The organism is Asticcacaulis aquihabitans (assembly GCF_032490435.1).
Classification (GTDB): domain Bacteria; phylum Pseudomonadota; class Alphaproteobacteria; order Caulobacterales; family Caulobacteraceae; genus Asticcacaulis.
In genome coordinates this window covers 891,705-916,694 of the sequence record NZ_JAVGWM010000001.1, presented here as the reverse complement: position 1 = coordinate 916,694, position 24,990 = coordinate 891,705, and the positions used below count along the sequence as shown (strand labels likewise).

Below are 24,990 nucleotides of genomic sequence, written 5' to 3'. Positions count from 1 at the left end.
TCTGGCAAGACGGTCGTGAGCGATGCGTCCGAGGCCGCACGAACGAAGGTTATGCCGCTTGACGGCGTATCCCGGCAGTTCTAGCCTGCGGTATTCGCATAGGGGGATGAGATGGTGGGGATGAACCGGCTTGTGGCGTGCGGTCTGATGATCGCGGGCATATTGGCGCCCGTAACGGCGCAGGCGCGGCCGTGGATCAAGGCGGAGAGCGAGCATTTCGTGATCTACAGCGCGGCCCCCGAGGCGGCGACGCGCGCCTATGTCGCGAAACTGGAAACCTTTTACGACGTCACGGGCGAATTTTACGACCAGATGAGCGAGACCATCGTGCCGCAAAGCACGAAGACGCGCTTTACCCTTATGTCATCGGTCTACATGTTCTGCACGGTTCGCCCGGAGGCTGAACAGAGAAGCTTCAGTCCCTATCTACCCTGTCGCGAAGGCGTGCAATATTTTTCGACCGCCGATGGCGACGACAATAATCGCCTCTTCGGTGGGGCGCTCGACCCGGATATCGACCTCAACCTGGCCTATCTTTTTTATGGCTACAACAGTCAGATTCTGCACGAGCGGTTTGTCAAGCTGCCGCGCTGGGTCGCAAGCGGGCTCAACTGGTATTTCATGACCGCCGTGTTCAAGGATGACAAGATCCTGATCGGCAAGTCGCCGCCCAATATCGCCATGTCTTTGAGAGAAGACAACGTAGCGGATCTGCGCCAGGCTCAGAAGCTCGACTTTGCCGAGGTGATCGCCGACGCGCCCGTTTCCAAGTTCCGTGCCGATGTCTACGCGCTGCAAAGCTGGACCATGGTATCCTATCTGATGAGCGATCCCGACCGCCGCGCCAAGTTTTTCAGCTATCTGCGTCAGGTGGATGAGGGCGCCGATCCGATGACCGCCTATAAGGCCACGATCGGGATAGAGCCGGCGCAGTACGATCAGGTGCTGAAGACCTATATGCGCAAGGGCCTGCAATATTCGAGCTACAAGGTGGCCAACCTTCCGACGGCGGCGGTCACCATCACCGCCCTGCCTGACTATCCCGGCGATCTGCCGTTGGTCGATGCGGCGATACAAACCTGTCAGACGCCCGAACACGGTCTTGACCTGCTCAAGACGGCGCGGAAGTCGGCTGAGCGCTTCCCGAATGACCGGCTGGCCCAAACCGTTGTGGCGCGCGGGGAAATACGCTTTGGCGATCCGAATGCGGCAAAGGCCTTCCTGGTCAAGGCGCTTGCGGCCGACCCAAAGGATTACGAGGCGCAGTACCTGCTGGGGCGGATGTATCTGCAACTGGCCCAAACAGGTCCGCAGGCCGACCAGGCCAAGAATTACGCCGCGGCGCGGACGGAATTGGGCAAGGCCTACAAACTCAACCCGTCATCGCCCGAAGGCATCTATTTCTACATCCAGGCGTTCAGAGACCGGCCCAACTATCCCGATTACAACACCCTTCGTGCCCTCGAAGTGGCCAATAGCTATAGCGGCGACCGCTACGACCTTTACTATGCCGACCTGTTGACGCGGCGGGGCCGTTACGCGGAGGCGCTGACAATTGTCGATGACCACCTGGTCGAGGCGAGGGCACAGGGCCGGCGTGAACGTGCCGATTTCTTGCAGTCCGTACACGATTTCCTGGCCGCAAAGACGCCGAAGGGCGAGTTCCCGGCTGACTTTGACAAGTTCAGCGCCTTGCCTGAGGACTGACACCAGCTTCCCTGAGTATGCCCTATGCAGATCACGTCCATTTCGCAACTGCCCGAAGGCGCGCTGCTGGAACCCTATCGGCAGGCGCGCGCCTACACGGATGGCTATGTCGCCGATCTGCCCGGCGCTGTGTCCTTGGCGGACTATATACAGGCCTTCTATACGAGCGGCCTGTTCAAGCTTGAGCGTTTGGTTCTGGCGGCCCTGGTCGCCAAGCCGTCGACGGATGCCGATGCGGCGGCGCTGGCGGCGGGGCAGTCCACCCGGTTTGCCGCCTGGACGACGGAAGCGCGGACGGCTGACCAGATCCTCATGTGCGATTACCAGAGCAAGACGCGGTCCTGGCTGATGTGCGTGCCGAAAGACGGTGGCGGGACGCGCCTCTATTTCGGCAGCGCGGTGGTGCCTGAGCGTATTCTGTCCAATGGCGCGGTCTATCTCGGTATTTTCTTCCACCTGCTGCTGCCGTTTCATATCGTCTATTCGCATGCACTGCTGCGCGCCGCCGCCCGTCAACTGGTCGCGTGAGACTATTTCTCCATCGGCTTCGATTTGGCGGCGGCAAAGATGTACAGCAATATGCCGGTAATTATGCAGGCAAGGTCGAGTCTTTGCCCATCGACCTGATGTCCGGTGTGGCTGAGTTTATCTGCAAACACAGCCATAGAAACGATGAGGGAGACGCCAAGGATTAAGGTCAATCCTCCTTGCCAGCGGCAAGGCAAAAGGCCGCCGAATGGGCCTATTTTAACAAACCAGGCTTTGCTCATTTTCGAACTCATCTGGCCTCCTGTGCGGGCGCAATACCCATTATTCAAGGCGATTATAGACTGGGTACGCGGCACAATCGCTTGACGTGGGGCGCAGCAATAAGACCGCTTATTCGGCGCGTTGCAAAGCGTTTTTCTGACCCGTTTTGGGGTGGCGCCTCTATCATGGACAGTTGGGTGAAATCGATTGATCGCCTGCGCCAAAAGTGATATCACTTTGATATCTTTTTGGAGAGCATGGCCGTGGCTGATGACATTAGACCCTTGAGCGAACTGGTGGCGCAGGGCTGGGAGATCCTGAACTACACCGCAACCGATTACGGCGGCTCGGCCGTACAGCGGTTTCTTCTGCGCCGCCAGAAGGTGCACCGTGTCCTCAGCGTTCGACCGAAGCTGATGGGCAAGGGATATGTCGTGACGGAAATGGATATCTAGAGCGATGAGGCTCTAAGGGAGGCTGACATGAGCGATCAACAGATCAACAGTACGCGTGAACGGGCCGTTGCGAGCGGTAGCGGCGGTCTGCTGCTTCTCGTCTTTGTGGCCTTACTGGCCATCGGTATTGCGGCGCCGTTCCTGGGAGCGCGGCTTCTGGCCATACCGCTTATCCTGGCGGCGCTGTGCATCCTTATGGGCTTCTACACGGTGCAGCCCAATCAGTCGGTGGCCCTGACCGTCTTTGGCAATTACAAGGGTAGCGACCGCAATACCGGTCTGCGTTGGGTGCCGTTCTGGTATGGGCGCAAGAAGGTTAGTCTGCGGGTGCGCAACGTCACCAGCGAGGCGTTGAAGGTCAATGACCAGCGCGGCAATCCGATCGAAATCGCCGCCAATATTGTCTGGCACATCTCGGACTCGGCCCAGGCCCTGTTCGACGTCGATGACTATGCCGCCTTCGTCAACATCCAGATCGAGACGGCCTTGCGCGAAACCGCGCGCCAATACGCCTATGACCATGCCGAAGACGGTCAGCCGACCTTGCGCGAAGATGCGGAAATCGTCAGCCAGCGTTTGAAGGCGGATTTGCAGACGCGCGTGGCGGTTGCCGGGGTGTCGGTTGACGAAGCTCATCTCATGCACCTGGCCTATGCGCCGGAAATCGCCGGGGCGATGCTCAAGCGCCAGCAGGCCGAGGCGATCATCGCCGCCCGCCAGAAGATTGTCGCCGGCGCGGTCGGCATGGTGGAACTGGCCCTGGATCAGTTGTCCGCCCGTGGCGTTGTCAAGCTCGACGAAGAACGCAAGGCGGCCATGGTGTCGAACCTGCTGGTCGTGTTGTGTGCCGATCGTGAAGCTCAGCCGGTCGTGAACACCGGCACGCTCTACGGCTGATCCGTGGCGTCGCCGGGTAAGAAAGCCTATCCTCTGCGTCTACCGCCGGAGGTCCTGACGGCGGTCGAGCGTCTGGCCGCGGCCGAATTGCGCTCGACCAACGCGCAGCTTGAAATGTTGCTGCGTGAGGCCCTGTCGAAACGCGGCATCCGGCTGAGGCCGCCGGAAGAGGGGGAGTAGGGGGCGTCTAGAGCATTTCCCGATCATGTTGAATCGGACAAATGCTCTAGACTTTTTTTTGACGCACTTTTTGATCCGAAAAGTGCGTCACACTTTTCGGAAAGTGCTCTAGCCCAGCATCCCGGCGACAAACACGAGTGCTGCGTTTTCCGAGGTTTCGCCTTCGTTGGAGGCATAGGAGCCTTCGTTCTGGCAGGCATCGACAAAGCATTTGGCCGGTGGTGTGCCGCGTTCGATGACAGCCTTTAGCAGGGCGTCCGCTGCCCCCGCCTGACCGTTGGCGCCGCCGCTGGCCCAGCCGGGGATGGCGATGTTTTGCATGTTGCAGATCCAGTGGAAGGGCCGTTGCGTTGGGCGCGCCCCGTGGGCCGTCACGAACGAATGATCGAGACTGTTGCGGCCCAGAACATAGTCGAAAATCCCTTGGGCGGCTGTCGCCAGGTTGGCGTCCGGCGCCAGGCGATCGGCATAAAGGCAGACGACGGCGGCGTTCAGCGCCATCTCGTTCGAGCCCCAGCTATAGGTTTCGGCGAGCGCGGACAGGCCGTAGGCGTCACCTTGCGTCCGCGCGGCAATCTGGCGGGCGCCGGCGACGATCATTGACCGGGCCTGCGCGTGACCGCGCAAGGCCAGCGACATGAGGCCCAGGACCTGAGGAGTGGGCCAGTAGAAAGGCACGACACCCATTTCCGGCAGCCCGATCCGGCTGTTATCGACGCCGTCCAGTATGGCGATTTCGCACCGGGCCCAAAGGACCTCCTGACGCGCGTCCGGGTCAAGATAGTAGGCGTCGGAATGGCCGACGTCCGGATGTTGCGACAGCCACCGCCAGGCGGAGCGCGCCGCCGCCTGGCATGTCGCGGCAAAGGGGGCGTCCAGGGACGCAAAGACCCGCGACGCATGGCCCATTACACCCACGAACACTCCGGCATCTATGCTGGACGCCGCCATGGCCGCCCGCGGGGCGGGGTCGTCGGCCGGCAGCTTGCCCCAGGTCAGAACGGGCTGGCTATCGACCTTGTGCAGCACGCTGCCGTCGGCATTCTGCATCCGCAGCAGCCAGTCCAGCCCCCAGCGGGCCGTTTGCAGAAGGTCCGGCAGGCCGGCATATTGCACCGGTATGTCGAGCGATAGTTTGGCGACGTCCGGCCTGAGTTCGTACAGTCGCAGCATGTGACTGACCGAAAGGGCGTGCATATGGGTATATTTGCCGAAATCGCCGGCATTGTACCATCCGCCGCTGAGATCGCGCGTGTGGCCATCGACCGTCACGGCCGCATCGCCCGCGTGACCGGCTTTATGCTTTACGCCCGTCCGGGCGTCGTCAATATCGACATTGGCCCTGATCAGATAAAAGCAACGGGCCGCGTCGTGCAGCACGTCACGATAAACGCCGTCGCCAATGACAAAGGGGTGCGATAGGCCGTCTCCCGCCTTCACGCGGTAACGGCCGGGGCGCGCAAAGGGGCTGAAATCCCCGCACATGGCATATTCGCCGGCACTCTGACGCACATCGAATATCCGGTTGCCCAGCTTGCCGTTGAATACGACCTGGCCGCCGTCATCCACAATATCGAAAGCGGTGAGGGGTTTGTCGGGCGTGACGGTGATGGCGAACTGCTTCGTCGCCGCCGGGGGAAAGCCGATCTGATTCAGCTTGGGCGTTGTGATGATGGCATTGCTGTCGGCGGTGGCGCTGTCGGGCAGGGGGTCGGCGATCTCGCCCCGGGTAAAACGCATCCGGACGGCCATGCCTTGCGTGAAAACACCGTCGATATGCCGGTCGTCGCTGAGGCGGCCTTCGAAGCGGGCGCCTACGCCTGAGAACCCAAGTGTGATGCGGTCACTCGTGATGGCGACATCGCTGGCCTGGATGCGGGCGCCGCCCTGGTCGACGCTGATCATGGTGACGGTGTCGCCCGCAATGACCAGCTGTAGGGTGAGGCGGTTCGCACCGGCTGCCAGAATGCCGGTCCAGGTGCCGTCGAACCGGCCATCCGCGGCGCGCGCCTGGCCGGTCGTGCCAAGCCCCAGGGCGGCAATCAGGGCCGTCAGATGCGCGCGCCGTGTCTGTGTCGATGCCAAGCTTGCCCCCATCAACCGTAAGGGCCCTATATGTCTACGCCCCGAACGCGCCGTCAATAGTGTGCATCGCGCCGGTGACGAACCCCGCTTCCGGCCCGGCCAACCAGGCGACCATTCCCGCCACTTCCTCTGGGCGGCCGTGGCGCTTGATGGCCATGAAGCTGTGCATCAGATCCTTCATCGGGCCATTTTCCGGGTTTGCATCCGTATCGATAGGCCCGGGTTGCACCACATTTATCGTAATGCCGCGCGGCCCGAAATCCCGTGCCAGTCCGCGCGCCAACCCTTGCAAGGCGGATTTGCTGACGGCGTAGGAGGCCATGCCTGGGACCGGCATGCGGTCGCCGTTGACGGAGCCTATGACAATGATCCGGCCGCCGTTTGGCATCCGGCGCGCGGCTTCGACCGAGGCGTGATAAGGCGCGTGGATATTGACCTGAAACAGGCGGTCTATCGCGTCCGGGTCCTGATCCAAGGCATCGCCGAACACCGCGAAGCCCGCATTTACGACCAGTACGTCCAGCGGTCCGCTGTCACGGACGGTGGCAATGACGGCATCCCGGTCGGCGCTATCCGTCAAAATGGCCGTGCTGCCGGTTTCGGCGGCGAGCTGTTCCGCGGCTGCCTGCGATCCGGCATAGGTGAAGGTGACTTTCGCCCCGTCGGCGACGAAGCGTCGAACAATCGCCGCGCCAATGCCCCGGCTGCCGCCCAGCACCAAAACCGATTTATCCTGAAATGTGGTCATAACCGTCTCCTTGCGAATTAATGTAGTATGCGTTACATAATATTCCGACACAGGAGTCAATGGATTTTGTAATCATGACTACAAATATATCTAAGTCCCGGGGCAGGCCGCGCCGTTTCGACCCCGACGCCGCGGTTCCTATCGCTCAGCACCTCTTCCACGCCCGGGGTTACGACGCGGTCAGCGTGGCGGACGTAACCGAGGCGCTTGGCATCAATCCGCCCAGCTTTTACGCCGCTTTCGGCAGCAAGGCGGGGCTCTATGCCCGGGTCCTGGACAACTGGGCACAGACCGGCGCCATTCCGCTCGCGGCCATTCTGCGGCCCGACCGCCCGGTGGCCGAAGCCCTGGTCGAGGTTCTGCAAGAGGCGGCGCGCCGCTATGCGATTGACCCCGCCGGTGGCTGTCTTGTTCTGGAAGGCACGCGATGTAATGACACAGAGGCGCGCGACTCCGCGTTGGCCTGCAACATCGCCGCTGAGGCCGTGATCCGCGACTATATCGCGGCCCGTTATCCGCAGGCCGCCGAACGGGTGACCGACTATGTCAGTACGGTCATGTCCGGCCTGTCCGCCAAGGCGCGAAATGGCCATGATAGGGAGCAATTGCTTGCCACCGCGCGCATGGCCGGAGCTGTCATAGAGCAGGCGCTGTCTGACGGGGTGGCGATCTGAGTGATCCCGCTTACCGGGCAAGCAGATGAAGGATGAGGGCCACCAGAATCTGCCCTACGGTTTTGTCGCCCTTTCCCGGTGAAGCCGCGCTCGCTTTGGCACTGGCTTCGGCATTGGCCCGGCTGGCGGCGGCCAGGTCGCTCTCCCGGGTGCGAAGATCGGTGCTTAGACCCAGATCGTCTTTCAGCACGTTTTCGAGATAGCGCCAATGCGGCTTGGTGGCGCTTATCCAGCTCAGGCCGTGATCGTAATTGGACCCGTTCCAGCCGGCATCGCGGCTCATCACGGGCATGTCGCCATAGGCCGTCATCTCAAACGAGGTCTGGCGTTCGATCGTTTGCAAGCCGGACACGGTCATAAGATAGACTTCGAAGCGTTCGGCCGGGTGGGCTTTGATCTGAAACGGCACGGACACCGGCTTTGCATGGACGACCAGATCGCCGATGGCGATTTTTTCCGACTCGGGCGGTGCCAGACAGCCGCCTTGCCAGACGCGACCGGTGTCGCGCCAGTCCTGCGCCTGGAGGCAGCCGGGGCGGTTGCGAAACAGGGTATAGGTGCGCTGATCCAACGGGCGGGTATCGCCACGGTCGGTTGGAAGCAGCACGGCTGTGACGGCGCCGTTGGCCAGATAGGTGGTGCAGTCGTGATCACAGGTCACGGCGCCGTTGGTCCGGTAGGTCTCCGGGCCTTCGTCGATCAGTACAAGCCGCGAAAAAGACGGCTTTGAGGTCAGGGCGACGTCATTGGCCACGATCTGGTTGAACGCGGCGGCCCGCTCTGTGTTGAGAAGGCCCGAAACGAGGTGCGCGCCGAAAACCACCACCGCTATGCTCATGGCGATGCGCAGCCAGACCGGTTTGGGCAGGACGCGGGACAGAAGCGCATTGAGGGCGAAGCTGATGGCCGAGTAGAGGAAGATGAACGGGGCCGGGACCATCAGCATGCCGATGAAAACGGCCATCAGCAGTATGATCACGGTAACCGGCAGTAAGAACAGCATAAGGGTTGCCGTGCCCGACACGCCGAGCAGCCAAAGCCAGGCCTTCACTTCTTTTTTTGACATGCCGCCCCTCCGGAGAGGCCATCATACAACCGCAGGATAAATAAGGTGTGTACGCACCGCTGGAATTCGCCCGCTTGTCCCGCCGATCAGGTCAAATAGAACTGCCGTTCAAAGGCGAACATGTCTTTGAAAAGGCAAAATTCCGGCGCCCCCAGTGCGATCACAGGTGCCGCCGCCGCCGAGGCATGTCTCCAAAGGCGTTGCGACGTGGCCAATGCCTCTTGTTCCTGAGGCGTCAGGCCAGCCAGCCAATATCCCAATGAGATATGGAAGCCATAGGCGTCGTGGGTGGGGCTATGGATTTTGAGGCAGTCAGCGAGCCTGTTGCGCAGGTCTCTCAGCCGCGCATTTTCTGCGGCGTCTTTAGGAAGAAGCATGAGTTTGAGCGCGTTCGCATCCGCCGGTGGCTCGTCCAGATCGAACCGCATCCGTATAGGCAGTACGGTGTCCAATTTGAACCGTCGAAGCCTGTCACCGAGGATGCGATTGCAGTCATCCATGGGGGTGTCAGGCTTGATATCGTCTGGCCATTGTCCGGCGCGGCCTCTGCCTTGGTCATTGGCGCCGCCGAACACCGTCATATGGTAGCTTGACGGTGGCAGCCATGCCAATTTCGACGAAAAGGGGTAGGTGGGCGCATTGCGATAAATATCGAGCAGGGCATGGAACGGTTTCGATGGCTCGCCCTGCTGCGGCAAATGGCAGACGATGGTGTTGCCCGCAAACGGCCTTACGCGACCGTCAGCGAAAAACTTTCTCCCGACATCGGTTCCAGCCTGGGCGTAGGCCATAGACGAGGCCAAGCCCGTGCCTAAAATTGCGCCGGCTCCGGCCATCAATCCCAAAAAGCCACGTCGATTTGACAAGGTCAGATCATCCCGCATCAAATCACCTCCCATGGTAATCTGGTGTCGGCATGACCGACACCAGAGACAATAAAGACGTTTAGAGCGTGTTCCGATCTGACTGCATCAGATCGGCGCTCTAATTTTTTTGTTTTTACGCGCTTTTTGATCCGAAACGTGCGTCACACTTTTCGGAAAGCGCTCTAGACAGTCCGGAGCGAATCTCAGAACGCCTTGTGAATATTCACCCCGTAGTAGGTTTGATCGTCGCGCGGCACAAAGCGCGTAACGCCCTGACCGAACTGTTGCAGCATGGTGGCGTATGACTTATTGCCCAAATTCTTACCAATAAGGTTGATTTCAAAGCCGTTGCTGGACGTCAGGCCGATATTGGCGTTGACCAGGGTGTAGGCCGGCTGGATCGTGTCCGGGAACTGATTGATGCTATATTGGACCGCACTGCGATAGGTAGCATCTACGCCGAAATTGAGCGCGAAGGTGTCATTGATCGGCGTATGATAGTTGGCGCGGAGGACGCCCTTTACCTTTGGGGCAAAGGTCAAAGGCTTGCCATTGACATTACAGGACGTTGCGGCGCCGACCGGGCATTTAAAGGCATCAACCTTGGCATCGGTGTTGGCAAAAGCGCCGCTAATCGTGAGCTGCTCAGTCAGTCTGGCGACAAAATCGCCTTCGAGGCCACGTGTCGACACACGTCCGGCATTGATAAGGCGGGTAACCTGAGAGCCATTATAGACGTCAAAGAAGGACACCTGATAATCATTCACCTTGTCTTCGAATGCCGCCAGATTGAGAACAAGACGATTATCGAAGAGTTTGGATTTCAGGCCCAGTTCATAGGCGTCGGAGGTTTCAGGCTTCAGGGGCGGCGTGTCCTGGGGCAACATGCTGAAGGCCAGATTGTAGGCCGGTCCTTTGTAGCCATGCGCGAAGGTGAAATAGGCCATGGCCTTGTTCGTCAGGTCATATTGCAGGCCGGCGCGGCTCGATATGGCCGAAGCCGAGGTATTGCCGGTGCTGCTGAAACTCGCCTGAACGCCGGTTATGGCCACAGGCGATGTTGAGACGCGCGTGAAGTCATAACTGACCTCATCGCGCGTCGCCCGCGCGCCCAGAAGCGCCCGGAATTTGTCCGAGATATTGAGGTTGCCTTCGCCAAAGATGGCATAGCTTTTATTGGTCACGCCAAAATCGGCAATCCCGTAGTTGTAGGTCGATGTGGTGGCCGTCACGATGGTGACATCCCGCCGGTAATTTTCGCGATCCTTACCCTGGAAGAGAAACACACCGGCCACATAGTCGAAGCGTTTGCCTTTCGGGGAGGTGATACGAACTTCCTGCGAAATTTGATCATATTGCAGATGGCCGGTATCGTTCTGTTGCGGCAGGCCAATAACCGCCTTCGGCAACTTGTCCTGATCTTGCAGTTGCGTGTTGTGCCAGGTGCGCGTGGCAGTAATCGAGGTGAGGGTATAATCGCCGATCGTCTTATCGATCTGCAGCGCCAGGCCCGAGTTGTCGTCTTTGGCGTAGGTTTTCCAGTTGATGTTGACCTCGCGGCTGTCGTCGCTGACCTCGGCCGGAGATATGGCCGTGGCAAAGGCCGCAAAGGTGGATACGGCATTGGTCGGATAGGCCATCTTTGACGTGCGGGTAACAACGCCATTGGGCGAGGTGTTGTAGCTATGGACCAGATCCGCCGTTAGCTGGACCTTCATCGTGTCGGAGGGGGTAAACACCCATTTGGTGCGGGCGCCGTAATTGTTGTAGCCGTTGACCTTTGACCCGTCATAGACGTTCCTGACATTTCCGTCGTACTGGCCCGCAAAGAGGTTCAGATTGGCCGCCCACTTTCCGGGGACAATGGCGCCGGAAATGCCCGCGCGGATGCGGGATTCATTGCCTTCGTAATAGGCGACATCGGCATAGCCATGGAGGGCTTCCGTCGGGGCCTTCGTGACGATGTTCAACACACCCGCCGACGAATTCTTGCCGAAAAGCGTGCCCTGCGGGCCGCGCAGCACTTCGATATGGTCAACGTCGAGCAGATCGAGCGAGGCCTGACCCTGACGGCCGAGAACGACGCCGTCGATGACTGTGGAAACCGTCGGTTCAATACCGGGAGAGGTTGACGACGTCCCCAGGCCTCTCAAAAACAAGGCCTGATCCTTGAAGGACGCGGCCTGACGGAAGTTGAAGGCGGGTATCTGATTTGAGATGTCACGCAGGCTGTTCAGATTGGCCACGCGCATCTGGTCTCCCGACATAACCGACACCGCAATCGGCACCTTTTGCAGGGGTTCCGGGCGACGGGTCGCGGTCACAACCACCTCGGTGATGCCTGTATCCGTGGCCGCGGCGGTGTCCTGAGCCAGGGCCATGCCGCCGTACAGGCTGCCTATGCCGGCGACGGATGCCAGAAGTGCGCTGCGGTTCAGTTTAAATGTCTTCGATTTCATGGTCTGGGTCCCCGATTCGGCGTTTACGGCGTGAGTGGGCCAAATTAAACTTAGTATGAGTGCAAATATGCGATTATTAGCCCGATATCGCCACTTATTAAACATTTAAAATGTACTATTTGTGACAATATACATTTTAGGTGTGTCTTTTGCCGAATTGGGCTATGACGAACACCTGCTGTGGCTCAAAGGACGCAACCGACAATGACGATGGAAAGGAACCGGTTCCAATCCCTAAGCGAAGACCTGACGCGGAACGAACGACGCATATTGGGCCTGATTTTCCGTCGCAGGGCCATGACTCAGCTGGCCATAGCCGAAGAGACCGATCTGACGCAGCAATCCGTGTCGCGCATCGTTGCGGGTTTTAGCGATAAAGGCTTGCTCGAGTCAGGGGAGCGGATAAGTGCCGGTAAACGCGGCTACCCCAGCACATCGGTGATGATATGTCCTCGCTACGCCTATTCGGCGGGCGTCTGTATCGGTGCCGATGCGGTGTCCTTTGCGCTGGTCGATTTTTCGGGGACGGTGTGTTACGAACAGCGCCTGCCGCTGACGTCCCTGCCGATAGAGCGCGTCCTGAATTGGACACATAAAGCGTTAGATGAGGCGTTTGCTCAGTTGTCTCTGGCCGAAGACAGTCTTTTGGGCATGGGCGTTGCTATATCCGGATCGTTCATCACCGATGGCGGGTTCAATACCCCGCTCTGTCTAGAGGAGTGGGCGGGCGTCGATGTGGCACGCGTCTTTACGGACCGTTTTGGCGTTCCGGCCTTCGCCGATAATGATGGCAATGCGGCGGCCATGGCCGAAAGCCTTTTGGGCGCGGGCCGATGGGCCAATAGCTTTGCGTACCTCTATATTGCCACCGGGGTTGGGGGCGGGCTCATCTTGGATGGCGAGCTGTGGCGCGGACGGTTTGGCAATGCCGGCGAATTTGCCGGGGGGCTGCCGTCCAGTATCTATCCGTTTCCCAATCTTGAGCTATTGCGCCAGCTTGTCGCCAAGGACGGTATGGTTTTTGACAGTGTCGATGCCTTGGTTCAGGGGTTTGATCCGGGCTGGCCGGCGATTAACGACTGGATTGCGCGCGTGCGGGATTCTCTGTCGATCATTGCTTCCAATGCGACCTCGATTCTCGACCTGGATGCCATTGTGCTCGGCGGCAAATTGCCGAAGGCTCTGGCCGAACGCATCATTCCGCACATCGAATTTTTTGACATAAGACGCCGCGCCATCTCGCGCCCGATGGCGAAAATCGTCGCCGCGGAGACATCGGGCGACCCCGCCGCGATTGGTGCGGCCCTGTTGCCGTTAAAGACGGGCTATTTTGGTTGAGCGTGGCGGAAGGCGCATGAGGTCGCCGTCGGATGCGCGCAGGTTTCGGCGCGGTCTCTGATCAGGGTCAGCACATTGCTTTGGATGTCGCCGAGGAAGACGTCGACAGGGCTTAAACCGTCTTCGAGGCCAAGGCGCCCGCCTCATAGGGTGCGGGCTTTGGGTTCGCGGGCGATGCCACCGTTCCCAGCGCCTGCTTGGCCGCGTCAGACAAGTCGACCTTATCCTGGATCGGGTCGCGCAGGCCGAACAGATCGGCGATCTGCTGAGCCCAGGTGGCGGATTGATCCTTGGCGTCCGACAGCTTGAGCGCGGCGGCCAGTTTGGGATCTGTCCTGGCCTGGACGTGAGGATCACCCTTGGCCGAAGCGCTTTCGACATATTGGTCGAGTTTGATGCCCGCGAGCATGGAGGTTCGCCAGCTATCCACGCTGGCGAATGGGGTAGAGCCGCTCATGTTCGCCGCGTTAATGTGACCTTGGAAGAGAATGTTTTGGGCAGACGGGCTCTGTTTGTCGAAAAAGTCGAGCGCCGCCTGTCGCGCACCGGACGCGCCGCCGCTTTGCGCCCCCGCAATCATCGCCAGCGTATAGGCCTGGCCGGTCTGCCTGACCTTCTGCGCGATCGCGGAACTCGATGTCACCTGATTGTATAGCTTTTGATTGTCGGCTCCCATGCCGATCATTCCGCCCGTGACGGCCATTCTTTGCAAGGACGTATAGGCATCCAACTGTTCTGCTTCGGAATAGCTTCCCGCCGTATTCGACACCCGTTCGATCAGGGCGCTGAACTGGTCCTGGTTTTTGAACGCCGCTTGCGGTTGTTCGGGTGGGGGCGCGGCCTGCGCGGCGGCGGAGGGAGCGGTGGTGACGTCCATAACCTGCCTCGTGCTCAGTTGCGTGACCGCACAATGTGGACGCGCCGCTTAAGGTTGTGTTTCGCTCAGCCCCATTTGTCAAGAGCGGTAGTGTATGCCTGGTGCACGGGCCTTTTTGACGGCTTGCCCGCACCGGCTGCAAATGGGGATGCCTGCCGCCCCGCCTCTCACGCATCATATCGCGGTTTAAGCCTATGGCTCTGCGCTATTTCGTCAGTCGCGGGGCGTTGCGATTGGGGCCCACGCCATCGGGGACAGGGACGCCCGAACCGGCATAAGCCGTATTGATGACCAGATTGGGATTTTGTTTGAGCTGAAGCGACGAGGCGACAATGATGCTCCAGGCCGAGTCCTGCGCCACATTTCCCGCCGTTTCGACGTCCAATTGGGCGTTGGGGATGTAGATGGTGCCGAGCAGCTTGCTCACCTTGTCCGACGCAATCGTGAATCTTTGCGTGTTGTCGCGGGTCGTGGCGATGAGGAAGCCCGCGAAGCGGCCGGACCGCCGCGCCGACAGGCGGACAATGGCGTGGTCGGCGAATTTCACCGCCTTGGTTGATCCGAATATCAGCACGACGTCGTCGCCCTGGATGATCGCATTGGAATGGGCTTTTAGATCGTCCATGAAATAATGGTCGCCTGGCGCCAGTATCAGGGTGGCGTCCTTTTCGATGTCGAATTCTTCGCAATGCACGCCGGCGGGCAGGGTTTCGACGGTGCCTGTTTGCTGCTTTATTTTCTTCGGCTTGCCCACGCAATCGGTGGGCGGCGTCAGGATCATGTCGGCAAAGGGATCGTCTATGGCCAGCGCGCCGGAACGACCGGCGGGGCTGACTGGCCCCGTCACCGTATCCACGGCCTGGGTGGCGTCCGCCTGGATCATGCCGCCGCCGCTGACGCTGATATAGTCGTTGGAATGCACGGCGCATCCGATAGCCCGTATGCGGGCCTGATCCTTAAGCACGGTGCCGCCGACGCCGGTTTGCAGAACACACAGAGGAATCTTCCCCATGTTTTCGGCGGTGGCGGATACGACGATGCGTTCGTTGCCAAATCCCATAAAGCCCAGCATGGCCTTATGGTCCGCCGATGCCGTCAGGGTCAGGGCGGCATTGCGTGGCGCCAGCGAGACGCTGTAGTCCATGGCCGACAGGATGCCGGCATTTTTGATGGCGGCGTCGGCAATATCGATAGCGGCAGTCGAGGCGGCTTGCCCCTTGTCATTTGTCGCAATGGCCAACCGGCCCGCGCCGGTCAGAGCACCGGCATCGACGGCCGCCTGAAGGCGATTTTTTTCGCTGGCGATAGCGCCAATCTCTATTACCCCAAAAGTTGCGCCGAGGACCGGCACAGCACACAGGGCCCCTATCAAGGCAACGTTTCCACGCGTGTCACCTGAAAATTTGAACATAAGTGTCTTGTTCTCTATTGTTTTTTCTATATTTACGCCATGATTCGTAAATACTTTATATCTGGAACAATGATCATCTAGTATTGTCAAATATACGATGCTGTCGTTATTTAATTGGCGATATTTTTTATATGATTTTTATATAACTGCGCAATTTGGATATTTGCTGTACATAATCGTCTCAAAATGAATGAGATAAATGCTTGAAAGGGTGGGCGTTCGACCTTGGAGCGAATGTGGCGTCTGCGCCGACGGGCGATGACAACGGGTAAAACGCCAAATTTTCACGCGCACATTTTCGCCCACGACATTACAACAGTTTAAGATGACACCGTTCCGCGCGCCACCTAGCTTCGTTATACCGCAGACACCGGAGCAAACGCATGATCGCCGCCCTTACCATCGCTGCCGTACTCGCGGCTGCCGCTCCGGCCGCTGCCGACCCGTTGACGGCGGAAATCGGCGCGTTGGATGCAAAAGTGTTCGACGCCTACAACCGGTGTGACCTGCCGACCTTTTCCGGCTATTTCGACCCGAAGGTCGCCTTCTACCACGATACCGGGGGCGCGACGTTCGAGCGTGACGCAATGGTGGAGGGCGTGCGTAAATACATATGCGGCAAGGTACGGCGCGAACTGATCCCCGCCACCTTCCGGGTCTATCCGATCAAGGACTATGGCGCGATTGAAGAGGGCGAGCATCGCTTCTGCGAATTGGCGACGGGACGCTGCGAGGGCATCGCCAAGTTCGTGATGGTCTGGACGAAGCAGGACGGCGCGTGGCGTATCACCAATGTGCTGAGCTACGGTCACCGCGCCGCCACGCTGGAAGAGCAGGCGGCGGCTGCGCCCCGGGTCGAGGTGCGCACAAGCGATGTCGGGCTCTTTTACCGTGTCTATGATGCTGCCCATGGCGCGCCGACCGCCGAGGCGTTACGGCGCGACTATATCGACGGCGGTAGCGACGGCGTGCGCCAGTTCGTGCCTTATCGCATCAAGTCTGGCGCCGATTTGGCGGCCACAATCGCCAAGCACAGGGACCTCTACGACCATGCCCGCGAGTGCATGAGCGTCCTGCCGGCGGTGCAGGCGAAGCTGGCGGGGGCGTTCCAAAGGCTCGCCGAGCTTGATCCGGAAGCGGCCTTTCCGCCGGTGACCATATTGATCGGCCGAAACAACAGCGGCGGAACGACGGGGAAGTCCGGCGTGCTGATCGGCTTGGAGGTTGTCTGTCGCTCGTCGTGGCTTCAGCCCGACCTGAGTGAGCGGCTGTACCATCTGATCACGCATGAGTACGGCCATGTGGAGCAGTTTCCCGATGGCCGTGAGGACGCGACGCCGGACACCGTGCTGAAACAGTCGCTCGTCGAAGGCGGGGCGGAACTGGTCTCCGAACTGATTTCGGGTCAGGTGAGCAACATCCATCTGCAAAGCTGGACCGAGGGCCGCGAGCGCGAAATCGACACCCAATTCCTGGCCGAACAGGACAGCCTGGATTTGTCACATTGGCTCTATGCGGGACCGGGAACGCCCGAAAAACCCGGCGATCTGGGCTATTGGGTCGGTTATCGCATTGCCAAGGCCTATTACCTCAAGGCCCCGGACAAGCGCCTGGCGCTCAAGACATTACTTGCGCTGAAAGACCCCAAGGCCATTCTGGCCGACAGCGGCTGGACGCCCGGGGCTGTGTATTGAGGCAGTATCGGCGGCTCCAACGCATGTTTTCGGTGCGCAGGCTCGGTTTCGAAAGCCTGTCCGGATTGGGCGCGTCTAAGGCATCCGCTCGAATTTGGGAAGGGCGGGATCGAGATGGTCCCAGTCGTGACCGCGCGCGGTATAGGTCACGATCTGCGGTTGGTATCTGTCCGGTTCATCCAGACTGGCGGCGCGGACGGTAAATACGTCCGGCGTTGCGGCGAAGGTCATAAGGACGGGGCAGCCGCACGTTTTGCAGAAATGCCTTGTTTTCATATTGCCGCTATCGGCGCGCATCTCATATTGCGCCGCATCGCCCGTCGTCTTTGCGCCCTCGCGGGCAAAAACGATATGCGAGGCGTGACCTGTACCGCTTTCCAACTGGCAGTCGCGGCATTGGCAATCGACCATCGCTATCGGGTCGGCAGAAATCTCATAACGCAAGGCGCCACAGGCACAGCCGCCGGTCCAGGTCTTCGTCATTTCGCACCGTCCGTTTCGGCGGCGGTGGCGGACAAGCGGGGCAGAATCTTTTTCCATCCTTCGCCCATATTGTTCAGGGCGGTCTCGTTTTTCGGCAAGATGAATCCGGAGTGGACCAGACGGACCCGGGTGCCGCCTTCGCCCGGCATCAATGACCAGGTGACCACGGTATCGAGTTTGGAGCCGTAGCCGATATTCCCATCGTCTCCTCCTTTCCAGCTATAGGCGAAGCGCGTCGGCGGGACGAGTTCGAGCACCTGACAATGAATGATGCCATCCCATGCGCCGGCGGGTGTTGTCTTAAAGGTGAAGCGGTTTCCTTCGACCGCCTGAAAACCGGACGGCGGCATCATCCAACGCGCCATCAGTTCGCCGGACGTCAGGGCTTGCCATATCACCTCGGCTGTATGGGGAAACACTTCGTCGACCACGATCATTTGCGTGTCAGTCATTGTCAATGTCCTTCAAAAGCTTACGCAGAGTATCGAACCGGCCCTGCCAGAAGACACCGTAATGGTCCATCCAGTCGGCCAGCGGTGCCAGAGCCTGCGGCTGCGCGCGGTAGTAAACCTTACGGCCTTCCGGCCGTTCAGCCACCAGTCCGGCGAGACGCAGGGTCTTGAGATGTTGAGACACGGCACCCTGCGTGACCCCGCTGTCGCGCGTGAGGTCGACAACCGTGATCTCCTCCGCTGCGGCAATCCGTTCGTACACCGACCGGCGGGTGGGGTCGGCGAGGGCACGCATGATTGCGTCAATGGGGGTGGCTTGGTGCATAGATATTAATTAGTACATGCTAATTGATTTGTCAATGCTAATGTCCGTCTTGGGCGCACATGCGAAATCATGTCATGCCTACCAGCGGACAACTAAGGGTCGGTTGCCGACGCTAGATTTGGCTTCACTTTTGCCACCGTTCGACAATGGTGTTACCGTCCAAGCGCTCAAAAACACTTCCTAGAAGCCTCTCTTCTCGCCAGTCCACCGCCTGCACGAGTTCCGCCACTGTCACATGCGGACTTTGGTCCCACCAGTGTTTTCTGATCTCCCAATGGATGGGCTCCACCCAGGCGCGGCCAAGAAAAAGCATAATCGATTTTGGTAGGCCAAGATCGTCAGGCACCGCTACTCTTGAAGCCGTCGCCATGACTTCGGGACTATCCAGAATGTCGTCGGGCAAGGCTAAAGGCGGGCGCCGGTCGATGTGTGCTTCTGGCATGGGGTGTTTGCCGATGAAGTCGATCCGCTCTGCCATAAAAACGAGCTGGGCCCCTAGGTCAGGCCGGATAGAGGCTCTGATCACGGCCGGGCCTTCAGCTTGGCGATACTTGACGCACCATTCGCCACCATGGGCTAGGCGCCCATCGTGATTAAGGATCGAACCGCCACCTTGGCTGAACACTTGGACAGGAAACCACTCCGGGTGACTCTTGCCCATAACGCCATTGCAGAGCGCGAGCGCCTCGCGGGCGCTGAGATCCGAACGCGGCAAAGAGATTTCACGAACGGGCGGACAGATAATTCCTGACAGCGGATTCTTGGGAAGCGTGCCAATTTGGCGTGCCCCTCGCTCCTTGAAACTATCCGGGTCGCTTTGAGCGTAGTCCGGGGAAAGCCAGCGATAAACTGGTAAGCCAAGTGCCTCGGCGAAGGCCGGTGCGATCTCGGCCCCAGGTGTAGCGGATAGAAGGTTCCTGATAACCCGGGCCTGGGTCGCATCGATGGCCAGTTGGGTCACGCTATCTAGGTCGAGTTCGCTAGTGTCGATTACGGGTTCGGTGTCCCAAGATTGTTGCAGTCTTGATGGCACCGCCTTGGGGCGGTGCAAAGTGAATGACCAGCCATGATCCTCGGCGAATATGTATTCCAGGACAGGCATGCCGGAAACAGCCATTAATGGCTCCCCGGCATCCATAGAGCGCCCAAGCGCTTCACACATAGGGAAGGGCACAAATGTGAGCCACCCATTGGCCGGCGGAAAGGCCAAACCGGAAAAGCCCCCTCGGCGTAGGCGACTCAAGGTCTCCTTCGAGGCGCCAGTGCGGATATGATAGCTCTTGCTGAATTCGCTCACTGCCAGCACCCCCTGATGTCACAAAATCGAAACTTACGCTAATTGCACGACCCGGAAAAGCCAATTGGCCTTCATTCGGAACGGTAGGCGCGGTATCCAAATGGTCACTAATGGGACCTTCCGGCAGGTAGCGAATGACTGCTTAGGGCGTAACGGCGCCCTCTCGGATATTGTTGCATTTGAAACACTATCCGGTGTGCGTCGACTCAAACGCCGCATTATTTGTTGCGGTATGCAACATTTGTCCGTAAGGGCTCCCGTGTCAGAGTGGTGTAGAAAGCGAATCCTTCTTTGGATCTGTGGGTTGCCGGTTCGAATCCGGCTCCGGGCAACCGGGTAGCTCAATTGGATAGAGCAACAGAATAGGCGCTTTCGTCTGTTCCCTCTGACACCTGCGGCCAGTGGCGCAGACAACAGCTTCATCGCTGATAACGAGGATGTCGCCGGTTCGAATCCGGCCGTGAAGGTTCCTTCGCGTAGCTCAGTTGGTAGAGCACCTGCTGTTGTCGTTTTTTCCCTGGTCGTCTCAGAATTGGTTTTCCGTGGTGTAGAGTTCGGTTTCTTCGCTACAGCCACGGGAAAAGGTGAGCCCTGGATGGCGGATCTTCCGTCAAGCCAGCGTGGCCCGGATACGGCAATATCCGGCGGAAGCACCTCCCACCCGGATTCGCTTGTTCCCGGAAAGCCGATTCTGAATAATTTTTGTTGCATTACGCAACAAGTTGCGTTAGTAACTGTCTCGTCGCTTAAACAGGCCTGCAACAGGTACCCTTTGAGCGGCACACCGGGTGGCGTAGGGATACGTTTTCATCGATCTGGAGAAGCCGAAAGGCCGGGGTTCGACTCCCCAACCCAAGCCCGGTTCGCCGGGGGAGGGGCTAACGATCCCGCCCGTACCCCCGGAGCCTAAACAGGCGCCTAACCCGTAGCAGCCAGGTGCGTTCTAGCCTGGCTACGCGCGAAACACTCCATCTTGCTGCGTGCGCCGATTGTATGGCCTGCCGCGGCCTCAGCCCATTACACGCGCAAATGCCATCGGACACGGTGTCCGGTGACGGCCGCTTTGCGCCTCGATGTCCGGAAAAGGAGAGCCCGATGCGGTTCAATATTTTCAAAAAGGTCCCCGGCATCACGCACGAGGGCGCTCCCGCACGGGAACTCACGGCCGAGCAAAAGCTTCGGCGCTCGGTTCTGTCCTGCCTGTTGTGGGAAAACGAATTCTATGAAGACGGTCAGACGATCGCCGATCGCATCCTTGCGCTCGCGGCGGATGTTCCGTCGGACACCCTGGCTGCCTTGGCGGTTGAGGCGCGCGAGCTGATGAAGCTGCGGCACGCTCCGCTTATGCTGCTGTGCGCGCTGATCGCCAAGGGCGGCCCCACGGTCGCGCCGACGATTGAGCGTGTGATCCAGCGGGCCGACGAAATGACCGAGCTGGTGACGCTGTACTGGCGTAACGGCAAACGTCCGTTGTCGAAGCAGATGAAGATGGGCCTGGCGCGCGCCTTCGTCAAATTCGACGCCTACCAGTTGGCCAAGTACGACCGCGATGGCGACGTCAAGCTGCGCGACGTCCTGTTCCTGTGTCACGCCAAGCCCAAGGATACGGCCCAGGCCGAGATCTGGAAGCAACTGGTCGATAAGACGCTAGCCTCTCCCGATACGTGGGAGGTCGCGCTGTCGGGCGGGGCGGACAAGGCCGCGACCTTTACGCGTCTGCTGGAAGAGCGGAAGCTCGGCTATCTGGCCCTGTTGCGGAACCTGCGCAACATGGATCAGGCCGGCGTTGACGAAGCGTTGGTCAAGGAGGCGATCCTGGCGCGTCGGGGGGCTGAGCGTGTGTTGCCGTTCCGGTACGTGGCGGCGGCGCGGGCGGCGCCCCGGTTCGAACCGTGGCTCGATCAGGCCCTGGCCGAGACCATATTGGCGCAACCCCTCCTCAAGGGGCGGACGCTGATCCTGGTCGACGTTTCGGGCTCGATGGAGGCGAGTCTGTCGGCGAAATCCGATCTGACGCGCATGGATGCGGCGGCGACGCTGGCGTCGATTGTCCCCGGGGATGTGCGGGTCTTCACCTTCTCTAACCGGGTGGTGGAGGTTCCGCCGCGTCGGGGGATGGCCGGTGTCGACGTAATCGGTCGGTCGCAGCCCCATGGCGGCACGGAACTGGGCAAGGCGGTTACGGCGATGAACGCGATCCGGCATGACCGGCTGATCGTCATCACCGATGAGCAATCGCACGACCGTGTGCCTGATCCTGTGGCCGCAAAGGCCTACATGATCAACGTGGCTTCCGCCCGCCAGGGCGTCGGCTACGGGACATGGACGCACATCGACGGTTTTTCCGAAAATGTGCTGACCTTCCTGGGTGAGCAGGAAACCTTCCAGCTTACCGTCAGCGAGGCTTAAACCATGACGGCGGAGGAACTGAGGCAAGCGGCTATCTTTCTTTTCGGCGAACGCGGCTGGATGTCGCGTTTGTCGGAAGCCTTAGGGGTAGACCGCTCCTCAGTTTCCCGCTGGTTTGCGGGGTTGCCGGTTCCCGGACCGGCCGCCGCCGCCGTCAGGGCCTGGCTGAAATTGTATGAAATTACCGGCGAAACGCCATATGAGATTACGGGCCTGATCGATCCCAAGGAATAGGGGCGGCAGGCGGGTCTCTTCGCGCCGCCGCTCTAATTTTTTGTTTTTACACGCTTTTTAATCCGAAAAGTGCGTCACACTTTTCGGAAAGCGCTCTAAGTTATTCACATGCGACATCTGGTCATTATGCGTGGCGCGCAAGGCGCCGGAAAATCCACCTTTATCTCTGAGGCGGGGCTTGAGCCCTACGCCTTGTCGCCGGATGCCCTGCGGGTGCAGATGGGCGGCGTCATCATGTTGCCCGACGGGCGCATCGGCATCAATCCCAACAATGACCGCAAGGTATGGGAAGAGATCGAGCGCCTGCTGGAACAAAAGATGTCGCGCGGGGAATTCATCCTGTTCGACGCGACGTTCCAGGCGCCGCGCGATTTCAAGATGCCGATGGCGTTGGCGGCGAAGTACGCTTACCGCGTGACCTGCCTCGACTTTTCCGGCGTGCCGGCTGAGACGGCCAAGGCGCGCAACCGGATGCGTCCGCACTGGAAGCAGGTGCCCGACACGGTCATTGACCGGGCCTATGAACGGTTCGCATCGAGCCCCTTGCCAAAGGGGATGAAGGTTCTGCGTCCGGACGATATGGGCGAAGGCGGGCTTGTGGCCGCGCTCACTGAGCCCGTGCTTGATTTGAATGCCTATGCCCGCGTCCATCACATCGGCGATCTGCAAGGCTGTTACGCGCCGGTGGCTGAATATTTTAGGGCCGGTTTTGGGGATGGCTTCAGGGACGATGAGTTCTATATCTTCGTCGGCGACTTCCTCGACCGTGGTATCGAAAACGACAAGGTCATCCGCTTTGTGGTCGATGAGCTGCTGCCGCGCGAAAACGTGGCCCTGATCTACGGCAACCATGAATACCACATTCAGCGCTTCGGTAACGGGCAGCCCCCGGTATCGAAGGAGTTCGAACACAATACGCTGCCGCAATTGCTGGCCGCCAACTTCACCGTGGGCGAGGCGAAGCGTCTGATCGCGCGGCTGAAGGACGTGCTGGTGTACACCTATGGGCCGCACCGCGTCATGGTCACACATGCGGGCCTGTCGCGCGTGCCCGAAGACCTGTTGCTGATCCCATCGCTCCAGATGTGGAAAGGGACGGGGCGCTACGAAGACCCGGTCGATGCCGCCTTCGCGGAAACCATGGCCGGGACGAACTGGTTGCAGGTGCACGGCCATCGCAATAGCGCGAAATTGCCGATCCAGGCGTCCGCCAACAGCTTCAACCTCGAATCCGAGGTCGAGTTCGGCGGCTGTTTGAGCGTCATGGTGCTGACGGCGGCGGGCGATGTCGAAACCATACGCGTGGTCAATCAGATCCACCGTAAGGAAAAGGCTTCTGCCTTCGCGCCCGATCCCCGCAGCTTGATCTCCGAAGGGGCGCTGGCGGCATTGAAAGGCCACAGCCATGTGGCGGAAAAGCGGTTCGCGCGTTTCCCGGGCATCGCGTCGTACAACTTCACGCGCGGTGCGTTTGAAAAAGGCGCGTGGGACGCCACCACCGTGTCCGCCCGCGGGCTGTTTGTCGACGACGACCGCCGGATCTTGGCGCGCGCCTATGACAAGTTCTTCAACCTTGAAGAACGGCCGGAAACCCAGATGCGCAATCTTGAGCGCAGCCTGGCCTTTCCCTTGCGCCTGTTCGTCAAGGAGAACGGCTTTCTGGGGATACTCGGCTACGACGCCGGTACCGACGCGTTGTTCTTCGCGTCGAAATCGACGCCGGAGTCCGAATTCGCCGGCTGGTTCCGCGATATCCTCACCGCCCAGGTGGGGGAGGACGGGCTGGCGGCCTTGAAGGTGCGCCTGCGCGACGACAATTTGAGCCTTGTGTTCGAGGTCAATGACCCTGTCAACGACCCGCACATGATCGAATATGCGCAGCGTCACGTCGTGCTGCTCGATGCGATCCACCGCACCGAGACCTTCAGCCGGCTTGGCTATGCCGATTTGCAGACGCTGGCGGCGGCATTCGGGCTTGGCGTAAAGCAGGACGGACTGCGCTTTGACGACTTCGCTGCGTTCAAAGCGTGGTTTGCCGGCGTCCATGCGGCGGGCCGCGATTACACCTTCGACGGGCGGCATATCGAAGGCTTTGTGATCGAGGACGCGGCTGGCTTCATGTTCAAGATCAAGCTGCCCTATTATGCCTTCTGGAAGGCCATGCGTGGCCAGACGGAACGCATTCGGGCGGCGCGTCAGTCGGGACGGCCTTACGACCGGTCACGGGCCGGCCAATGGGGCGCGGAGGCCCTGGCCTTTGTCGAATGGGCAGAGCGCCTCAGCGATGATGACCTTGGCGCGGACATCATCACCCTGCGGAAGCGCTTCACGGCGACAGGATAACCGTAACCCGGTAAGGCGCCTTACCGGGTTACGAGTTTTCTGTGTGCGGGAATTTTGCCACTCTGTTCGTTGCGGGGCAGAGGCGAGGTCGGACTAGCCACAAGCGGAAGTTTGTGTTTGACTGCAGTTGGCCCGAAGGCGACATAGTGATTTTTTGAAGATGGCAAAAAGCGGAAGTGCAGCGGTCCCCTGCAACTGGGTTACCCTATTATACTATCCGGCCCGTCTCCGATCCAATAG

23 protein-coding genes are annotated in these 24,990 nt (G+C 59.7%); 11 read left to right on the top strand and 12 right to left on the bottom strand.

Annotated features, from left to right (window positions below; translation table 11 throughout):
• Nucleotides 1–111: 111 nt before the first annotated feature.
• Both RCJ00_RS04425 and RCJ00_RS04420 read left to right on the top strand, forming a co-directional pair.
• Entirely contained in the window at nt 112–1,707 is a 1,596-nt protein-coding gene (locus tag RCJ00_RS04425; RefSeq protein ID WP_316220514.1) for a tetratricopeptide repeat protein, read from the top strand.
• A gap of 24 nt (nt 1,708–1,731) precedes the next feature.
• On the top strand, nt 1,732–2,235 hold the full coding sequence (locus RCJ00_RS04420; protein ID WP_316220513.1) for a hypothetical protein: 504 nt from the start codon (nt 1,732–1,734) through the stop codon (nt 2,233–2,235).
• Between the two features lie 2 nt (nt 2,236–2,237).
• On the opposite strand, the gene RCJ00_RS04415 is transcribed toward RCJ00_RS04420, so the two are convergent.
• Entirely contained in the window at nt 2,238–2,477 is a 240-nt protein-coding gene (locus tag RCJ00_RS04415) for a hypothetical protein (RefSeq protein ID WP_316220512.1), read from the bottom strand.
• Between the two features lie 243 nt (nt 2,478–2,720).
• Between RCJ00_RS04415 and RCJ00_RS04410 the strand changes: the two genes are divergently transcribed.
• From RCJ00_RS04410 to RCJ00_RS04400, 3 genes are read left to right on the top strand one after another with little or no spacing between them, the layout of a single operon-like run.
• Nucleotides 2,721–2,912: a hypothetical protein gene (locus RCJ00_RS04410; RefSeq protein ID WP_316220511.1), complete on the top strand. Its 192-nt coding sequence runs from the start codon at nt 2,721–2,723 to the stop codon at nt 2,910–2,912.
• Between the two features lie 27 nt (nt 2,913–2,939).
• A complete protein-coding gene (locus RCJ00_RS04405; RefSeq protein ID WP_316220509.1) occupies nt 2,940–3,809 on the top strand; it encodes an SPFH domain-containing protein in 870 nt (289 codons plus the stop codon).
• Nucleotides 3,810–3,812: 3 nt separating this feature from the next.
• Nucleotides 3,813–3,989 carry a type II toxin-antitoxin system antitoxin gene (locus tag RCJ00_RS04400; RefSeq protein WP_316220508.1) on the top strand — a complete coding sequence of 59 codons (177 nt, stop codon included), beginning with the start codon at nt 3,813–3,815 and terminating at the stop codon, nt 3,987–3,989.
• A gap of 108 nt (nt 3,990–4,097) precedes the next feature.
• Here RCJ00_RS04400 and RCJ00_RS04395 read toward each other — a convergent pair whose 3' ends face one another.
• Together RCJ00_RS04395 and bdcA are read right to left on the bottom strand one after the other, a co-directional pair.
• Entirely contained in the window at nt 4,098–6,074 is a 1,977-nt protein-coding gene (locus RCJ00_RS04395) for a glycoside hydrolase family 9 protein (RefSeq protein ID WP_316220507.1), read from the bottom strand.
• Between the two features lie 34 nt (nt 6,075–6,108).
• Nucleotides 6,109–6,822, bottom strand: a complete 714-nt coding sequence (gene bdcA / locus RCJ00_RS04390) for an SDR family oxidoreductase (RefSeq protein ID WP_316220506.1) — start codon at nt 6,820–6,822, stop codon at nt 6,109–6,111.
• Between the two features lie 74 nt (nt 6,823–6,896).
• Here bdcA and RCJ00_RS04385 point away from each other — a divergent pair, with 74 nt between their 5' ends.
• Nucleotides 6,897–7,496, top strand: a complete 600-nt coding sequence (locus RCJ00_RS04385; RefSeq protein WP_316220505.1) for a TetR/AcrR family transcriptional regulator — start codon at nt 6,897–6,899, stop codon at nt 7,494–7,496.
• 10 nt (nt 7,497–7,506) lie between these two features.
• Here the strand turns inward: RCJ00_RS04385 and RCJ00_RS04380 are convergent, their stop codons facing one another.
• The 3 genes from RCJ00_RS04380 to RCJ00_RS04370 form a co-directional block, all read right to left on the bottom strand.
• Nucleotides 7,507–8,562, bottom strand: a complete 1,056-nt coding sequence (locus RCJ00_RS04380) for a hypothetical protein (RefSeq protein ID WP_316220504.1) — start codon at nt 8,560–8,562, stop codon at nt 7,507–7,509.
• An 86-nt stretch (nt 8,563–8,648) separates the two neighbouring features.
• Nucleotides 8,649–9,446 (bottom strand): DUF1868 domain-containing protein, encoded by a 798-nt coding sequence (locus RCJ00_RS04375; RefSeq protein WP_316220503.1) that lies wholly within the window; start codon nt 9,444–9,446, stop codon nt 8,649–8,651.
• Between the two features lie 185 nt (nt 9,447–9,631).
• Entirely contained in the window at nt 9,632–11,887 is a 2,256-nt protein-coding gene (locus RCJ00_RS04370) for a TonB-dependent receptor (RefSeq protein ID WP_316220502.1), read from the bottom strand.
• Nucleotides 11,888–12,091: 204 nt separating this feature from the next.
• Between RCJ00_RS04370 and RCJ00_RS04365 the strand changes: the two genes are divergently transcribed.
• Entirely contained in the window at nt 12,092–13,225 is a 1,134-nt protein-coding gene (locus RCJ00_RS04365) for an ROK family transcriptional regulator (protein WP_316220501.1), read from the top strand.
• Nucleotides 13,226–13,337: 112 nt separating this feature from the next.
• On the opposite strand, the gene RCJ00_RS04360 is transcribed toward RCJ00_RS04365, so the two are convergent.
• Together RCJ00_RS04360 and RCJ00_RS04355 are read right to left on the bottom strand one after the other, a co-directional pair.
• Nucleotides 13,338–14,102: a hypothetical protein gene (locus tag RCJ00_RS04360; RefSeq protein WP_316220499.1), complete on the bottom strand. Its 765-nt coding sequence runs from the start codon at nt 14,100–14,102 to the stop codon at nt 13,338–13,340.
• Between the two features lie 205 nt (nt 14,103–14,307).
• Nucleotides 14,308–15,513, bottom strand: coding sequence for a TadE/TadG family type IV pilus assembly protein (locus tag RCJ00_RS04355; protein ID WP_316220498.1), 1,206 nt, complete (start codon nt 15,511–15,513; stop codon nt 14,308–14,310).
• A gap of 383 nt (nt 15,514–15,896) precedes the next feature.
• On the opposite strand from RCJ00_RS04355, the gene RCJ00_RS04350 reads away from it, so the two are divergent.
• Nucleotides 15,897–17,207 carry a gliding motility protein GldB-related protein gene (locus tag RCJ00_RS04350; RefSeq protein WP_316220497.1) on the top strand — a complete coding sequence of 437 codons (1,311 nt, stop codon included), beginning with the start codon at nt 15,897–15,899 and terminating at the stop codon, nt 17,205–17,207.
• Nucleotides 17,208–17,282: 75 nt separating this feature from the next.
• On the opposite strand, the gene RCJ00_RS04345 is transcribed toward RCJ00_RS04350, so the two are convergent.
• The 4 genes from RCJ00_RS04345 to RCJ00_RS04330 form a co-directional block, all read right to left on the bottom strand.
• The gene (locus RCJ00_RS04345) at nt 17,283–17,690 is read right to left on the bottom strand and encodes a GFA family protein (RefSeq protein WP_316220496.1); all 408 of its coding nucleotides are present in this window, start codon (nt 17,688–17,690) and stop codon (nt 17,283–17,285) included.
• Nucleotides 17,687–18,142, bottom strand: coding sequence for an SRPBCC family protein (locus RCJ00_RS04340; protein WP_316220495.1), 456 nt, complete (start codon nt 18,140–18,142; stop codon nt 17,687–17,689). Before RCJ00_RS04340 ends, RCJ00_RS04345 begins: the two co-directional genes overlap by 4 nt.
• Complete coding sequence (locus RCJ00_RS04335) at nt 18,135–18,437, bottom strand: ArsR/SmtB family transcription factor (protein WP_316220493.1); 303 nt, start codon at nt 18,435–18,437, stop codon at nt 18,135–18,137. Before RCJ00_RS04335 ends, RCJ00_RS04340 begins: the two co-directional genes overlap by 8 nt.
• Nucleotides 18,438–18,591: 154 nt before the next feature.
• Entirely contained in the window at nt 18,592–19,605 is a 1,014-nt protein-coding gene (locus tag RCJ00_RS04330) for a hypothetical protein (protein ID WP_316220492.1), read from the bottom strand.
• A 1,254-nt stretch (nt 19,606–20,859) separates the two neighbouring features.
• On the opposite strand from RCJ00_RS04330, the gene RCJ00_RS04325 reads away from it, so the two are divergent.
• From RCJ00_RS04325 to RCJ00_RS04315, 3 genes are all read left to right on the top strand, one after another.
• Nucleotides 20,860–22,173, top strand: a complete 1,314-nt coding sequence (locus tag RCJ00_RS04325) for a TROVE domain-containing protein (RefSeq protein ID WP_316220491.1) — start codon at nt 20,860–20,862, stop codon at nt 22,171–22,173.
• Between the two features lie 3 nt (nt 22,174–22,176).
• The gene (locus RCJ00_RS04320; protein WP_316220490.1) at nt 22,177–22,407 is read left to right on the top strand and encodes a hypothetical protein; all 231 of its coding nucleotides are present in this window, start codon (nt 22,177–22,179) and stop codon (nt 22,405–22,407) included.
• 108 nt (nt 22,408–22,515) lie between these two features.
• Nucleotides 22,516–24,750, top strand: coding sequence for an RNA ligase (locus RCJ00_RS04315; RefSeq protein WP_316220489.1), 2,235 nt, complete (start codon nt 22,516–22,518; stop codon nt 24,748–24,750).
• The last annotated feature ends 240 nt before the right edge of the window (nt 24,751–24,990 follow it).